The sequence below is a fragment of the Paenibacillus sp. lzh-N1 genome (genome assembly GCF_002872435.1).
GTDB classification, from domain to species: domain Bacteria; phylum Bacillota; class Bacilli; order Paenibacillales; family Paenibacillaceae; genus Paenibacillus; species Paenibacillus polymyxa_C.
The window spans coordinates 3,735,858-3,749,009 of sequence record NZ_CP025696.1; the positions used below are offsets into that span (position 1 = coordinate 3,735,858).

The 13,152-nt window shown below is 43.1% G+C and carries 17 protein-coding genes and 1 tRNA gene; 14 read left to right on the top strand and 4 right to left on the bottom strand.

The features are described 5' to 3' along the window. Window positions 1–83 precede the first annotated feature (83 nt). Complete coding sequence (locus C0638_RS17030) at window positions 84–1,187, top strand: glycerol dehydrogenase (RefSeq protein WP_025676490.1); 1,104 nt, start codon at window positions 84–86, stop codon at window positions 1,185–1,187. 186 nt (window positions 1,188–1,373) lie between these two features. Then, window positions 1,374–1,589 carry a hypothetical protein gene (locus tag C0638_RS17035; RefSeq protein ID WP_013371960.1) on the top strand — a complete coding sequence of 72 codons (216 nt, stop codon included), beginning with the start codon at window positions 1,374–1,376 and terminating at the stop codon, window positions 1,587–1,589. 71 nt (window positions 1,590–1,660) lie between these two features. Here C0638_RS17035 and C0638_RS17040 read toward each other — a convergent pair whose 3' ends face one another. Further along, window positions 1,661–2,692: a glycosyl hydrolase gene (locus tag C0638_RS17040; protein ID WP_016324529.1), complete on the bottom strand. Its 1,032-nt coding sequence runs from the start codon at window positions 2,690–2,692 to the stop codon at window positions 1,661–1,663. 661 nt (window positions 2,693–3,353) lie between these two features. Between C0638_RS17040 and C0638_RS17050 the strand changes: the two genes are divergently transcribed. The 3 genes from C0638_RS17050 (at window position 3,354) to C0638_RS25400 (ending at window position 4,151) form a co-directional block, all read left to right on the top strand. After that, window positions 3,354–3,536: a hypothetical protein gene (locus C0638_RS17050; RefSeq protein WP_013371957.1), complete on the top strand. Its 183-nt coding sequence runs from the start codon at window positions 3,354–3,356 to the stop codon at window positions 3,534–3,536. A gap of 40 nt (window positions 3,537–3,576) precedes the next feature. Then, entirely contained in the window at window positions 3,577–3,906 is a 330-nt protein-coding gene (locus C0638_RS17055; RefSeq protein ID WP_058712193.1) for a YnfA family protein, read from the top strand. A 92-nt stretch (window positions 3,907–3,998) separates the two neighbouring features. After that, window positions 3,999–4,151, top strand: coding sequence for a hypothetical protein (locus C0638_RS25400; protein ID WP_167346990.1), 153 nt, complete (start codon window positions 3,999–4,001; stop codon window positions 4,149–4,151). A gap of 32 nt (window positions 4,152–4,183) precedes the next feature. Here the strand turns inward: C0638_RS25400 and C0638_RS17060 are convergent, their stop codons facing one another. Then, window positions 4,184–4,375 (bottom strand): hypothetical protein, encoded by a 192-nt coding sequence (locus tag C0638_RS17060; protein ID WP_025676495.1) that lies wholly within the window; start codon window positions 4,373–4,375, stop codon window positions 4,184–4,186. A gap of 126 nt (window positions 4,376–4,501) precedes the next feature. Then, on the bottom strand, window positions 4,502–4,660 hold the full coding sequence (locus C0638_RS17065; protein WP_013371953.1) for a hypothetical protein: 159 nt from the start codon (window positions 4,658–4,660) through the stop codon (window positions 4,502–4,504). A 247-nt stretch (window positions 4,661–4,907) separates the two neighbouring features. On the opposite strand from C0638_RS17065, the gene C0638_RS17070 reads away from it, so the two are divergent. Then, a tRNA-Leu gene (locus C0638_RS17070) sits at window positions 4,908–4,993 on the top strand. A 216-nt stretch (window positions 4,994–5,209) separates the two neighbouring features. Here C0638_RS17070 and C0638_RS17075 read toward each other — a convergent pair. Further along, window positions 5,210–5,764, bottom strand: a complete 555-nt coding sequence (locus C0638_RS17075; RefSeq protein ID WP_013371945.1) for a carbohydrate binding domain-containing protein — start codon at window positions 5,762–5,764, stop codon at window positions 5,210–5,212. Between the two features lie 476 nt (window positions 5,765–6,240). Here C0638_RS17075 and C0638_RS17080 point away from each other — a divergent pair, with 476 nt between their 5' ends. The 8 genes from C0638_RS17080 (at window position 6,241) to C0638_RS17115 (ending at window position 12,918) form a co-directional block, all read left to right on the top strand. Continuing rightward, on the top strand, window positions 6,241–6,876 hold the full coding sequence (locus tag C0638_RS17080; RefSeq protein ID WP_040103360.1) for an MBL fold metallo-hydrolase: 636 nt from the start codon (window positions 6,241–6,243) through the stop codon (window positions 6,874–6,876). A 318-nt stretch (window positions 6,877–7,194) separates the two neighbouring features. Beyond that, window positions 7,195–7,725 (top strand): antiterminator LoaP, encoded by a 531-nt coding sequence (loaP, locus tag C0638_RS17085; RefSeq protein WP_230493796.1) that lies wholly within the window; start codon window positions 7,195–7,197, stop codon window positions 7,723–7,725. A gap of 103 nt (window positions 7,726–7,828) precedes the next feature. Continuing rightward, on the top strand, window positions 7,829–8,596 hold the full coding sequence (locus tag C0638_RS17090; protein WP_233902217.1) for a 4'-phosphopantetheinyl transferase family protein: 768 nt from the start codon (window positions 7,829–7,831) through the stop codon (window positions 8,594–8,596). Between the two features lie 25 nt (window positions 8,597–8,621). After that, window positions 8,622–8,861 carry an acyl carrier protein gene (locus C0638_RS17095; protein ID WP_013371940.1) on the top strand — a complete coding sequence of 80 codons (240 nt, stop codon included), beginning with the start codon at window positions 8,622–8,624 and terminating at the stop codon, window positions 8,859–8,861. Continuing rightward, window positions 8,839–10,086: a beta-ketoacyl synthase N-terminal-like domain-containing protein gene (locus tag C0638_RS17100; protein ID WP_013371939.1), complete on the top strand. Its 1,248-nt coding sequence runs from the start codon at window positions 8,839–8,841 to the stop codon at window positions 10,084–10,086. The genes C0638_RS17095 and C0638_RS17100 overlap by 23 nt, the downstream gene beginning before the upstream one ends. Before the next feature lie 15 nt (window positions 10,087–10,101). Further along, window positions 10,102–11,364 carry a hydroxymethylglutaryl-CoA synthase family protein gene (locus C0638_RS17105; protein WP_025676543.1) on the top strand — a complete coding sequence of 421 codons (1,263 nt, stop codon included), beginning with the start codon at window positions 10,102–10,104 and terminating at the stop codon, window positions 11,362–11,364. Then, window positions 11,361–12,122 carry an enoyl-CoA hydratase/isomerase gene (locus C0638_RS17110; protein ID WP_058712194.1) on the top strand — a complete coding sequence of 254 codons (762 nt, stop codon included), beginning with the start codon at window positions 11,361–11,363 and terminating at the stop codon, window positions 12,120–12,122. The genes C0638_RS17105 and C0638_RS17110 overlap by 4 nt, the downstream gene beginning before the upstream one ends. 46 nt (window positions 12,123–12,168) lie before the next feature. Continuing rightward, a complete protein-coding gene (locus C0638_RS17115) occupies window positions 12,169–12,918 on the top strand; it encodes a polyketide synthase (RefSeq protein WP_058712195.1) in 750 nt (249 codons plus the stop codon). The last annotated feature ends 234 nt before the right edge of the window (window positions 12,919–13,152 follow it).

The following is a 13,152-nucleotide window of genomic DNA, read 5'->3' on the forward strand; positions in this document are numbered from 1 at the left end:
TGAAAAGAGGTTTATAGTTAAGGGGTCACATGCCCAAAATCATTATTATTTTGAGTATGAGTCAAAGCTGAGGAGGAATTTACATGGCAAACGTTGTAAGGTCCGTTACTTCACCCAAGAAATTTATTTCTGGACAAAATCTGCTCTCGTCGTTAAATGACTACATTAAGGATTATGGCGATAAGGCCTATGTTATTTGCGATGAATTTATCCTTGAAAGAGCCCAAAAGGAGGCAGGTGCTTCGATTGAAGCAGCTGGTAACCAGGTGGTCTTCGAGAAATTCCAATATGAATGTACAAAAGAAGAGATTGATCGTAACCGTGAATTAGTACGCAAACATGGTTCGAACATCATTATAGGGATTGGCGGGGGAAAAACGCTGGATACCGCCAAGGCAACAGCCTATTATGAAAAGCTGCCTGTCGCTATTTTTCCAACCATTGCTTCTACAGATGCTCCTTGTACCGCGCTTGCGGTTATTTACAAGAAGGATGGCTCCTTTGATGAATATTTGTTCCTGCCTACGAATCCAGATGTAGTACTTGCAGATACAGGTATTTTGGCAGCGGCGCCTGCACGTTTCTTTGCAGCTGGTATTGGTGATGCACTGGCAACTTATTTTGAAGCTCGTGCGTGCTACCAGGCCAATGGGGACAATCTGGTGCTGAACAAGCCTTCCACTACAGGTCTGGGACTTGCTCGCCTTTGCTATGATACATTGCTGGAAAATGCCGTGAAGGCAAAACGTGCAGTGGATCGTAAAGTATATACTCGTGCAGTTGAGGATACGATTGAAGCGACCATTTATCTGAGCGGTGTCGGAGCAGAATCAGGCGGATTGGCAGCAGCACATGCTATTCATAATGGCATGACGGCTGTTCCTTCACTTCACAAAGCACAGCATGGTGAGAAAGTTACATTCGGCTTGTTAACTCAGCTGGTGCTGGAAAACGCACCAAAAGAAGAGCTAGAGACCGTGATTAAGCTGGTTAAGGATGTAGGTCTTCCATTAACGCTTCGTGATCTGGGTGTAGAGGAATTTGTTGAGGCTGAATGGCGTCAGGTGGCTGAAGATGCTTGTGCAGCAAATGATACAATGGTCAACATGCCGTTCCCAGTTAGTCCTGATGATGTGTATAACGCAATCATCGCAGCAAATGCGATTGCAGAATCCTATCAAGAATAGTTTCTTTCTAGCTAGAAAAATGGATTTACAAAGACGGGTCTGTCATATCACTGACAGACCCGTTTCGTTTACGTGCACGATCTTGTGAAAGAAAAGAAGGGGATCAGGGACTTATATCCTATCTTGTTCTGACCGATATAGATGTAACAGGGAAAATAGGTTGGTCACACAGCAGGAGGAGATTTGATGTTGGTACATGGTAAAACGCGTAGGGGCAACTTGTACATCCATATGTCCAGCGGTTTTCACAAGATCGGGGATTTTCGGGAAGAATATTCCGTAGCACCAGGTGATCGGCTGATGTCTAGATTAACCAAGCGGATCTACACCATTGTATCTGTACATCTTGGTGAAGAGGCATATGCCGATCTTGATCTTGAAGAGGTAATTAGAAATAGTTAGGGAGCTTCATTTGGATTGGGTATAAAAAAGCTTGCACTTCGCTCTAGGAGCAAAGTGCAAGCTTTTTTCTTTCAGCGGAGGGACTCATGGAGAAGATCGCGTGTGATAATATTATTTTGGTTCATAAAATGTCTGATGGCTGCCTGCGAATTGGTTGCCGACAGCTCCTTTCCCCATGTCATGGCATAGGCCCAGGCTGGCTGATTCTGTAGCACCTTCGCACTCGGCAGAATATCACTTTCTCCGATTCCCATAGGCTTGCCCTGCGCAAGCTTTAGCAATTCAGTGTAGTAGGAGGACCTGTAATCATTATTATAGATATCGGCTGCAAGCACATCTACCCGGTTAATGCCTGGAAAGGACAGACTATAGGGAGTGCTATAAGCGTTCGGGGCATTGGGACTCCAGACCCACAACAGGTTATCTAAATGATGGACATGTACGAACCGATCATACATTAGATCCCACAGCTTAGCGTAATTTTGTTTGTTCCCCCACCAAAACCAGTTACCATTCATTTCATGATAGGGTCTCCATAAAACTGGCACATCCGCATCCCGTAAGGTCTTAAGGGACAGAGCCGCCTCGTCCAAATCAGCGATGAGTTGCTTATATTGTGGGGTACCCGGCGTGACGTAACGATTAAATTCAGCTTGAGTAATTTTTGCTTGTACGTTTTTCCACGTTTTTGGTTTGCCCGGTAACGCCTGATGAAAGGTGATAGCTACGATTCCGCCGTCCCGACTCCATTGAATAGCGCTATTCACAACACGCTGACGTTGCTCTCGTAAGGCAGTACGGGATTGATTAGCCAACCCTCCAAACTCATAGCCGTGAAGTCCCGCGTATTGTCCGCTGATTTGTTGCAGCTTGTTATTTTGTTCATCCGGTGCCTCTAAGTAATCGTGCTGTCCGGAAATTAGCATATCATCCGGCACATTAGTTAGGTAGGCAAGTAATTGCCTGGCTTTGGCAGAGGCATGAGCATTAATTGGCGGGGCGGCATCAGCAACAATGAACGATTGTTGAGAGCCGCTAAAGAGTAAAACAAGCATTAGCAGTAGCACCCTCTGTAACCAAAAGCGTGTTGAGTGAGATTTCATGGCGCTCCTCCTTTGATGCTGGTAATGGGGTTAGTATTTTTCTTTTTGTTTTCTTAGTTGTATGTAGGCACTAATCATGATCACTACTAGACTAATCATGGTCCACCCGTTGAGTTCCTGCAAGTGTATCCAGTTGTCCCACACAAGGAAGCATGATATAAAGACAAGCAAACCCACTGTAAGGTACATTTTGGTTTGTGCTGGACGCTTGGTACGTTTAGAAACCCAATGTATGATGCCTAGAATAAGGGCTTCCTGAAATAAAAATATACCCATTATCATTAAACTAGCTATAAAAATAGGGGACATCCGTATCCTCCTCCTAGATCTACAAACAGAATATGCAGGTTTTAAGCGGATGTGGATTCTTGGATGTAAGTTTCATTATAAATGGAGTAACCAGTTGCGCCCTGATACGATCCTGAACAAGTTGACTAAATTATACCATAACTACCGTCCTGCAATGAAAGGCGTCTAAATACCCACTCTTCCTTAATTCGTCATCATACTTTATATTCAGTGAAATATCGACATGTTGGTTTGTATACTCATACATATGAAGCTTCATTCGGAAGTTGCATTGAATTATAGGCATAATTGCAACGCGAAATCGACGGAAAAGTTTGGTATGATTAAAGTGGATTGCAAAGGAGGCCTTCATATGAATGAAGAACACAGACCATTTTCTAGTCCGGTAGATGCTGAGGGAACCAAAGCAAACTTTGATGCCAATCAGCGGAAGCTTCACTCCGAGGGAGCTTCAAGCCTGTGGCGTCAGGTCAGTAATCTGCTTATTCTGGTTGGCGTAATTGCATTGATTATTATTATAGGTCGATTACTATAATGAGATGACTGAAAAGTAAGAAAGTTTAGGACGTGATACGTTGTTAAAGGCAGCTTTACTTTTTATTTTGGCAGGCATCGCTGAAATCGGAGGTGGATATCTGATCTGGCAATGGCTGCGAGAAGGTAAGACATGGTATGTCGGACTTTGCGGCGGAGTGATTTTAGCTGTCTATGGAGTCATTGCTACCTTTCAGGTTTTCTCCTCCTTTGGGCGTGTATATGCAGCATACGGGGGTGTCTTTATTGTTCTTTCCATTGCATGGGGCTGGTGGATTGATAAAAAGACACCTGACTTGTACGATTTCATTGGTGGATTGATTTGTTTGGTAGGTATAGCTGTAATTCTGTTGCCGCGCTCAGGGGGATAGGACAAAAACCCCTTTTTTATTTTCAAAAACATGACTATAGGTCTACAAAAATAAGCTTCATATTCCGAAATAGAACTTAAGGAGGGGGTTCTATGAACTGGAATCAAATGAAGCTTAGATTGAAATTTGGCAGTGTTATGCCGAAGAGTGAAGGTAATTTCTCTTTTGGTCTCTTGTGTGGACTCTTCATCAGCATTGTATTGTGGATCTCGATTATTGGCTGGATCATGCTTATCTTCAAGTGATACTTAATAACCTGTGACCTATAATTCATGCTTTATTTGGTAAAGTCATTACGTAGCTTATCTATTCCACGGCCCACGGCTTCATCAATCATATCGGTAGCTGCAGGTGAATCGGCATCAGGGTCAGGAATCCGATCAAATCCTGGTTCACGCTTATCCAGAGATTGTTTATATTCGATTTGATCGTCAGTAAGACTCTTTTTTTCGGAGTTATGTTTTTTCATAGCACATTACACGCTCCTTCTTAGGCATGATTCAGTTCTACACTTTACATAAACGCTTATGCTCCATATTAAACGCTTATAAAATAAACCGGGAAGGATTAATCCCGCCCGGTACTTTCCAAACAACTAGCGATGCTCAATCAAATCAATCGCTCCCAGAACAACATGAGCCAGTCCGAAACCGAGAATGCCTGTAGCTGCAAGTTTGTACTTACTGCTCAGCAACACAGCGCCTGAAGCCGATACTACCGTCCCAAGAACAGTTGGAATCATACCTTCACGCATTCGTAACACCCCTTCTGGTGGTTTGGAAAGACATTTATTAGTGTAGTTCAAATGTGCACAAGTTATACAAAAAGAGATTTTTTATTATTTTTTTTAAAAAACACTTTACAATTTGATAAAATTGTCGTATTATAAGTTGGTGCCCGGTTGAACGACATTTACATATCGAGAACATTTCAATAAGCATGCTTCTCAGATACTTGTAAGATAAGAACAAGTAAGTGTAAAATAGCGTTCCTAAATACTTGCCGGGGTGGCGGAATTGGCAGACGCACAGGACTTAAAATCCTGCGGTAGGTGACTACCGTACCGGTTCGATCCCGGTCCTCGGCATACTAGATTTATCAAGGTCACATCAGCGTTAAATGAACGAAGATAACGCGAGTTCCTGTGTAGCTGTAACGGAGCAATCCGAAGGTACACAGGACCGACGAAGCGCCTCACCGTTAATATACGGAGGAGGCGTTTTTGTTTTGGCAAGATTACATGCTATAAAAATCCAGTTTAGTTTTGTGTTTTGTAAGGATAATTATGCCACCAAGTGATTTGTTATCTTAATCTGGATATTGATACATCATCCAAAAGAATGGTGGCAAAAGCATCCTGCGCTGTAACACGGAACACTAAATCTCTAGAGACTGTCCCCGAATTCCCTGAGATTGAGAAGGTACGGGAGACTCTCTCATATTGTGATGAAGGTAGCGAGTTTAGCTGAATTGTGTAGGTTTGCTCTCCTAGACTAATTTGAAGCCGACCGCCAAAAGGCCTGATCAAATTACGTACCCAGAAGGTCACACGGTATCTTCTTCCTCTACTCAGATCGGAAATCGTTTGTCTAAGCGAGACGCTGTGCCCCGGGTTAGCTGAGATTCTGACGGCTTGATTGCCACTGTGCGGGTTGGTTCTGGTAATAAAGATTTGACCTGTCACGTTGCTGACGTTTGCAATCCAAGGTGTCAAATCTTGATCTTCAAAGCCACCGTTTCTAACAACAGCCTGGGTAGGCAAAATTTTTTTCTTCTTCAATGTGTGAGATTGTATAGGGGATCTATTCATCCCTCTACGGACAGTAGTTGTACTTTTTCCAGCTTTTTTAGGTTTCATTTAAACAACTCTCTTTCCGTAAAAAATGTATTTTGTATTAGTAGTTTATGAAAGTGTGAATAATAGTGTTCATATTAAGAGAAACCAAAAATACCGTCGTAGGGCGGTATTTTTTTGGTTACGTAATACTGGGCCTTACGACCTTTTCAGTGCAGCTTTTTCGACTTTATAGTGCAAAATCTTGTAACAGAGAGTCAAAGCCCTTCTATTGCATAAGTTGCTATAATCGTTGGTACAGCAACTTTTTACAGAGAGACCATCGGAGACAAGAATGATCCCGAAAAGCGCAGGAATGCTTGTTATTCAGGGACTCTTAGCAAAGATTGCAGCATAGGAAACGCGTAGTGATGCAGATCAATTCAGCCGTATTTGAACAGTGAATTTTACGCACAAATTTTGATTTGGCCATGGAAGGTGGGTTCAGTAAAGCTGATATGAGTCTGACATACCATATGGAACAGTTAAGAGTCCGTTTTATGAATTTTATTAACTATGTATATATTGTAATGGATAAAAAAACAGGAGACATTGCCATTGTCGATCCGTCATGGGATATATTAAAAATAGAGTCATATCTTCGACAGTTGAATGGTAATCTAAGAGCCATTTTATTAACCCATTCACATTTAGATCATGTTAATTTGGTAAATCCGCTCCTGGAAAAGTATAGACCGCACGTATTCATGTCAATACAAGAAATCGATTATTACCATTTTAGATGTAAAAATTTACATCCTATTAAAGATGGGGACTTTATCAAACTTGGAGAAACAGAAATTATAAGTCTTCTGACCCCTGGGCATACCATGGGAAGTGTGTGCTATCTTTTATCCAATCACTTATTTACGGGGGATACCATTTTCATTGAAGGTTGTGGATTTTGTGATCCGAATGGAGGAGATCCGAAAGACTTATATCATAGCGTTCAAAAAATAAAGCGAGAGGTTGATAGCTCCATTCAAATTTATCCTGCTCATTCATATGGTAAAGCACCTGGTTTCCCACTCAGTCACCTTATGGATGAAAATATTTATTTTCAATTTACGAGTATGAAACCGTTTATTAATTTCAGAATGCGTCCCAACCAAAAAGGTCTATTCAATTTCAAATGAGTTGGTAAAAAGGGTGAGTTCTAAAGGGGGATAGGGCATCCACCCCCCTAAAGATAGACTGGGGTGTTGCCAAAATGGCAATTGACACTGTTTGGGCAGAGGATTATAATGGAATTATACTATTCCATTTATATGATTATATGAAAAATAAAGGAACTTGTTTGCGGTTAATCGCTGGCGGGTCACGTTAACCACTGATGAGGGACATATCGTGAGAGATTGTAGCTTATCAATCAGGATAAGTGAAAGGGCGAAGCTATGCATATACTGGCAGCGGACATTATAGGAGTTGATTTTGGCAGTATGTTTTGTTAGGAGATGAGCGGAGTGAATTGGTATGTGCTTTTTGTGCGAACGGGTAGGGAAGAAAGGGTTAAACAACTTTTTAATAAGTGGTTTGATTCTGAAGTTTACAAACCATTTATACCGATCCAAGAGAGACTTTTTAAAGTAGCAGGAACAGTCAAGAAAGAATTAGCACCTTTGTTCCCCAGTTATGTATTTATTGAGTCCAACTTACCTGACTTGCAGTTCGTAACAAGTACAAATTCAATGATTTATACTTCCAGTGATATCATTCGTTTATTGAGATATTCGAAGTTAGAAGCCTCCATGCGAGATTGCGAGAGACAAGTTTTAGAGAGTTTATGCAATGATAGATATTGTATAGAATGCTCAACTGGAATTATTGAAGGAGACAATATACGTATCATAGAAGGACCACTTAAAGGAAGAAGCAGCATAGTTAAGAAGATAGACAGGCATAAAAGACAGGCGGTTATTCAGTTAGAATTTATGGGTGATATCAGACTAGTGAACGTAGCTTTAGAAATTATTAGTAAAGTTTAAATAGAACAATTGTGAGAATATTTTTCTCCATGTGGAAGCTTTCAGAGCCCTTAAGGGATTTGAAGGTTTTTTTTGGTTTGGGCTTTCCTGTTCATAGGGGGATATGCATGTGGTCTTGTATACGGAACAGCTCATATTGACGCGGGAAGATATTGTGATGAAGGCGGCTGTAAGTTTTGTACATGCAGTTTGTCATGCCGGTGCTTCTCTCGATCCAGAGATTTTTCATTCAGATGAATGTAGCTACTTTGAGAGCCTGCTATTCCAGCGCCGAAAATCCAACTTTCTGCTCGGCAGGCTAAGTGCTAAACAAGCAGCATCGTTGCTGTTGAGTGAGTCGAACTTGAGCAACATAAGCGTGGAGACAGGTGTTTTCGGCCAGCCCTTGCTTCGAACTACCGGCGCCCCTGGATACCAAGTGAGCATCGCCCACTGTGATGATATTGGGACCGCTGTTGTTTTTCCAGAAGCGCATCCTATGGGGGTTGATATTGAGAGGATAAGTCCTAACCGAAATAAGACCATGGAAAGCCAGTTGACGATGGAAGAAAGGGAAAGAATCGTAGCCGTTCGGGGAGTAGAGGAGTACTCTGTTTTATTAACGGTTTCTTGGACGGTAAAGGAGGCGATTTCGAAAATATTGCGCACCGGTTTTGCAGCATCATTGCAAGTGCTTGAAATTAACGAGATCAGATTTAAAAGTGGATGCTTTCAGAGTACATTTTCGCACTTTCCACAATATGCTGCCCAGTCGTATCGGTTGGGTAACTACATCTTTACTATTGTAGCGCCAAGGAAGACGGAATGGAGTATGAATATGTCTCGATTGTATGAGCAATTTAATTCGATTTTTCATCCAAGCTGTTTGTAGATAATCCAATTTTAGGAGGGTAAACATGCGTAAAGAAGAAGTGTTTGAACTCGTTAAAGGTTGTATTTGTGAAGTGCTCCCGGAATTAAATGATCACCAGTTCCAGTATGACGATCGCTTGGTAGATTTGGGTGCGGATTCGGTAGATCGAGCCGAAATTGTAATGAAGACTATGGAAGCATTATCTCTTAATATCCCGCGCGTTGAGTTATCTGGCGTGAAAAATATAGGAGAATTGGCAGATGCGCTCTATGCCAAATTATAAACAGCCTGAGTTAGTTATTACGGGCATTGGTGTTACTTCGGCGATTGGTCAGGGGAAGACGGCCTTTGCTTCGGCATTATTCAAAGGGCAACATGCATTTGGAGTTATGCAACGTCCCGGCAGAGAAGGAGAAGCTTCATTTATAGGTGCGGAGCTGCCATCTCTATCTTATCCGGAGTCCATATCCAAACGAATGTTACGAACCGCATCATTTTCAGGACAGGTGGCAATGGTTACCCTTCAAGAAGCCTGGGATGATGCTAAACTGGATCACGTCGACCCTAGCCGCATTGGGCTCGTGATTGGAGGATCTAATTTTCAGCAACGGGAATTATTTCAGACCTATGAGGCTTATCGGGAAAAAATGCACTTTGTACCTCCAACCTATGGGCTTTCCTTTATGGATACTGATTTATGCGGACTATGTACCGAGCAATTCGGCATTCAAGGGTTAGCGTATACTGTCGGAGGGGCTTCCGCAAGCGGACAAGTCGCCATCATTCAAGCGATTGAGGCAATTCAAGCAAATCGGGTTGATGTGTGCATTGCGATGGGGGCGTTGATGGATATTTCGTATTTGGAATGCCAGGCGTTGCGATCCTTGGGGGCCATGGGAAGCGACCGATACGCTAATGAACCGGCAAAGGCTTGTCGCCCCTTTGATCAGATGCGCGACGGGTTCATATATGGGGAATCTTGCGGAGTTATCGTCATTGAGCGGTCAGATTTTGCAATGAAGCGTCAGGGGAAATCCTATGCAAAGCTTACAGGCTGGGACATGGGGATGGATCGGAATCGAAATCCCAATCCCTCTTATGAAGGCGAGGTTCAGGTGATTAAAAGGGCCTTGAAGAAAGCGAAGCTGCAGCCGGAAAAGATTGATTATATTAATCCCCACGGGACAGGCTCAGTCGTTGGGGACGAGATCGAAATAAAGGCAATACAGGATTGCAATTTATCGCACGCTTACATCAATGCAACCAAATCCATTATCGGTCATGGCCTGAGCGCGGCTGGAACGGTTGAAATTATTGCTACTCTTTTACAAATGAAGGAGTCGAAACTTCATCCTACGCGTAATTTGGAGAAGCCTATCGGAGTGGATTGCAACTGGGTGAAAAATGAGCCCATTCCAGCAGCTATTCATAATACTATGAACCTAAGCATGGGGTTTGGCGGAATCAATACTGCCATTTGTATGCAAAAGTGTGAGTCGGGTATTTAAGAAAGGAGGAGCGTTATGGTATTGGTAGGAATAGAGGCGATGAACGTTTTTGGGGGCTCAGCCTATCTGGATGTCATGCAATTAGCGCAGCACAGACAGTTGGACCCAGCGAGATTTGAAAATTTATTAATGAAAGAAAAGGCTGTTGCTCTGCCCTATGAAGATCCGGTTACCTTCGGAGTCAATGCGGCAAAACCGCTGGTGGACGCCCTCTCTGAAGCGGAAAAAAACCGCATCGAAATGCTTATAACCTGTACAGAATCAGGCATTGATTTTGGCAAATCAATCAGTACATATATTCACCACTATTTGGGACTGAATCGGAATTGCAGGCTATTTGAACTCAAGCAAGCCTGTTATTCGGGGACTGCTGGATTCCAAATGGCGGTGAATTTTATTTTATCCCAGGTTTCTCCAGGGGCCAAAGCGCTTGTCATTGCCACTGATATCTCACGATTTATTGCCGCTGAAGGCGGGGATGTTTTGAGTGAGGATTGGTCTTACGCTGAACCAAGCGGAGGAGCAGGAGCTGTGGCCATGCTCATTAGTGAAAATCCTCATATATTCCAAGTCGATGCGGGTGCTAATGGATATTATGGCTATGAGGTGATGGATACTTGCCGGCCGATACCAGATAGCGAGGCCGGAGATGCGGACTTGTCTTTAATGTCCTATCTGGACTGTTGCGAGCAAGCGTTTCTTGAATACCAGAAACGGGTAAAAGGGGTGGATTATAAAGATACCTTCCAGTATCTTTCCTTCCATACCCCATTCGGTGGAATGGTAAAAGGAGCGCATCGAACAATGATGCGAAGGATGACTCAGGCCAAACCGAATGAGATTGAGGCGGATTATTTACAACGTGTCAAGCCAGGATTGGAGTATTGCCAACGAGTCGGCAATATTATGGGTGCGACCTTGTACCTGTCCTTGGCAGGTACGATTGATAAGGGCACATTTGATTCTCCGAAGCGGATTGGTTGCTTTTCCTATGGATCAGGCTGCTGCTCAGAATTTTATAGCGGTGTGGTCATGCCGCAAGGCCAGGAGTATCTGCGTCGTTTTGAGATCGAGCGTAATTTGGATGATCGCTATCAATTATCCATGGATGAATATGAATCCTTGCTGAAAGGCAGCGGTGCTGTACGCTTTGGAACCCGCAACACCAAACTGGACTTTCAATTGGTTTCGGGAGTGATTGATTCCGGGAAAGGGAGACAGCGGTTATATCTGGAAGAAATTTATGAATTCCACCGCAAATATCGGTGGGAATCATGAATTATCAAACGATTCAGGTTCGGTTCCAAGATTCGATTTGTTATTTACGGTTTTACCGACCGGAGGCAAATAACACGATTAATAACATCCTCATTGAGGAATGCATGCACGTGCTTGCACTGTGTGAGGAATCGGTTACGATCGTCGTTTTGGAAGGTCTGCCGGAGGTGTTCTGTCTTGGAGCGGATTTTCAAGGAATGTACGAAAACATGGCAAATGAACATGAGCATGCACAGAATCCCGAACCTCTGTATGATCTGTGGTTAAAACTGGCGACGGGGCCCTATATCACGATTTCTCATGTGCGAGGAAAGGCAAACGCTGGCGGTATCGGATTTATTGCTGCCAGCGACATTGTGATAGCAGATCAGACAGCACAGTTTAGTCTGTCGGAATTGTTATTTGGGCTTTTCCCTGCTTGTGTTCTGCCCTTTTTAGTACGCAGAATTGGATTTCAAAAAGCGAATTATTTGACATTAATGACACAGCCAATTATGGTTCAACAGGCCCTTTCATGGGGATTGGTTGATGTGTATGACGCACAGAGCGATACGGTGCTGCGCAAGCATTTATTACGTCTTAGACGATTGTCCAAAACGGGTATTTTACGCTACAAGCGCTTTATGGACGAACTCAGCGATTTGCGTCAGTGCAAACCACTGGCGTTGGCTTCCAATCAAGAGGTGTTTTCAGACGCTCAAAATCTTAAGGGCATTTTCCGCTATGTCGAAACAGGTCAATTTCCGTGGATGGACTGATGGGCGTTTACCACAAGACGGGATGCTTAGGGGGAAGTAGATCATCATGTCACAATCTGTGGTTGAGTTACTTGAACTTGAGCGAGGGATTATTCAAGTAACAATGCAAGATAGAGTTCATAAAAATACATTTACACTTGAAATGACTCATGGACTTAGAGAAGCGTTCCATACGATCCAGGATGACTCGACCTGCAAAGTCGTAATTCTAACAGGGTATGACAACTACTTCTCCACTGGTGGGACGCAAGAAGGACTATTGGCTATACATGAAGGGACATCGAAGTTTACTGATGAAAATATTTACTCTCTGGCATTGAACTGCAAAGTTCCAGTGATAGCTGCCATGCAGGGCCATGCGGTTGGTGGTGGCTTTGTCATGGGGCTATTTTCTGATTTCGTAATCCTGAGCAAAGAAAGTATGTACACGACTAATTTTATGAGATATGGATTCACACCGGGCATGGGTGCGACGTTCATTATTCCCCAAAAACTGGGGTTCAGCCTGGGAGAAGAATTACTGTTAAATGGGGGGAATTACCGAGGTGCAGAACTGGAGAAGCGGGGAGTGCCGTTTCCAGTTCTGCCTCGCAAAGAAGTGATGAGCTATGGGTTGGACCTTGCTAGACAGCTTGCCGAAAAACCCAGATTTTCATTAATCACGTTAAAGGATCATCTGGTTGCTCCACTCCGAGCTCAGCTTCCCAAAATCGTAGAACAAGAGCTGATTATGCATGAGAAGACCTTTCATCAAGCCGAGGTTAAAGAACGAATTATCAACCTGTTTGGAAAATAACAATTTTTTATAGATTAATTTATCGAGATTTGTTGAACGCCTTTTACGGTTGTTCATGGGAATCTGGAAACGAGTGTGAAAGGGGCACATAGCCTTTCTCATCACTCGTTTTTTCTTTGCTACTTTCGATTAGGCAACGCTTCAAACGTGAAACAGCAGCTCAAAATAGACATCGTGATAAGCATTTAGCTCATGTTGTATTTAAATTTTGTGTTTTGAGGAGTTGGTGGATGA

Coding starts and splice junctions, on each gene's coding strand:
- C0638_RS17080 (WP_040103360.1), top strand. CDS start 6,241: ATGAATTTTATTAACTATGTATATATTGTAATGGATAAAAAAACAGGA.
- C0638_RS17050 (WP_013371957.1), top strand. CDS start 3,354: ATGAATGAAGAACACAGACCATTTTCTAGTCCGGTAGATGCTGAGGGA.
- C0638_RS17060 (WP_025676495.1), bottom strand. CDS start 4,375: ATGAAAAAACATAACTCCGAAAAAAAGAGTCTTACTGACGATCAAATC.
- C0638_RS17100 (WP_013371939.1), top strand. CDS start 8,839: ATGCGCTCTATGCCAAATTATAAACAGCCTGAGTTAGTTATTACGGGC.
- C0638_RS17065 (WP_013371953.1), bottom strand. CDS start 4,660: ATGCGTGAAGGTATGATTCCAACTGTTCTTGGGACGGTAGTATCGGCT.
- loaP (WP_230493796.1), top strand. CDS start 7,195: ATGAGCGGAGTGAATTGGTATGTGCTTTTTGTGCGAACGGGTAGGGAA.
- C0638_RS17110 (WP_058712194.1), top strand. CDS start 11,361: ATGAATTATCAAACGATTCAGGTTCGGTTCCAAGATTCGATTTGTTAT.
- C0638_RS17090 (WP_233902217.1), top strand. CDS start 7,829: ATGCATGTGGTCTTGTATACGGAACAGCTCATATTGACGCGGGAAGAT.
- C0638_RS17105 (WP_025676543.1), top strand. CDS start 10,102: ATGGTATTGGTAGGAATAGAGGCGATGAACGTTTTTGGGGGCTCAGCC.
- C0638_RS17095 (WP_013371940.1), top strand. CDS start 8,622: ATGCGTAAAGAAGAAGTGTTTGAACTCGTTAAAGGTTGTATTTGTGAA.
- C0638_RS17040 (WP_016324529.1), bottom strand. CDS start 2,692: ATGAAATCTCACTCAACACGCTTTTGGTTACAGAGGGTGCTACTGCTA.
- C0638_RS25400 (WP_167346990.1), top strand. CDS start 3,999: ATGAACTGGAATCAAATGAAGCTTAGATTGAAATTTGGCAGTGTTATG.
- C0638_RS17030 (WP_025676490.1), top strand. CDS start 84: ATGGCAAACGTTGTAAGGTCCGTTACTTCACCCAAGAAATTTATTTCT.
- C0638_RS17115 (WP_058712195.1), top strand. CDS start 12,169: ATGTCACAATCTGTGGTTGAGTTACTTGAACTTGAGCGAGGGATTATT.
- C0638_RS17035 (WP_013371960.1), top strand. CDS start 1,374: ATGTTGGTACATGGTAAAACGCGTAGGGGCAACTTGTACATCCATATG.
- C0638_RS17075 (WP_013371945.1), bottom strand. CDS start 5,764: ATGAAACCTAAAAAAGCTGGAAAAAGTACAACTACTGTCCGTAGAGGG.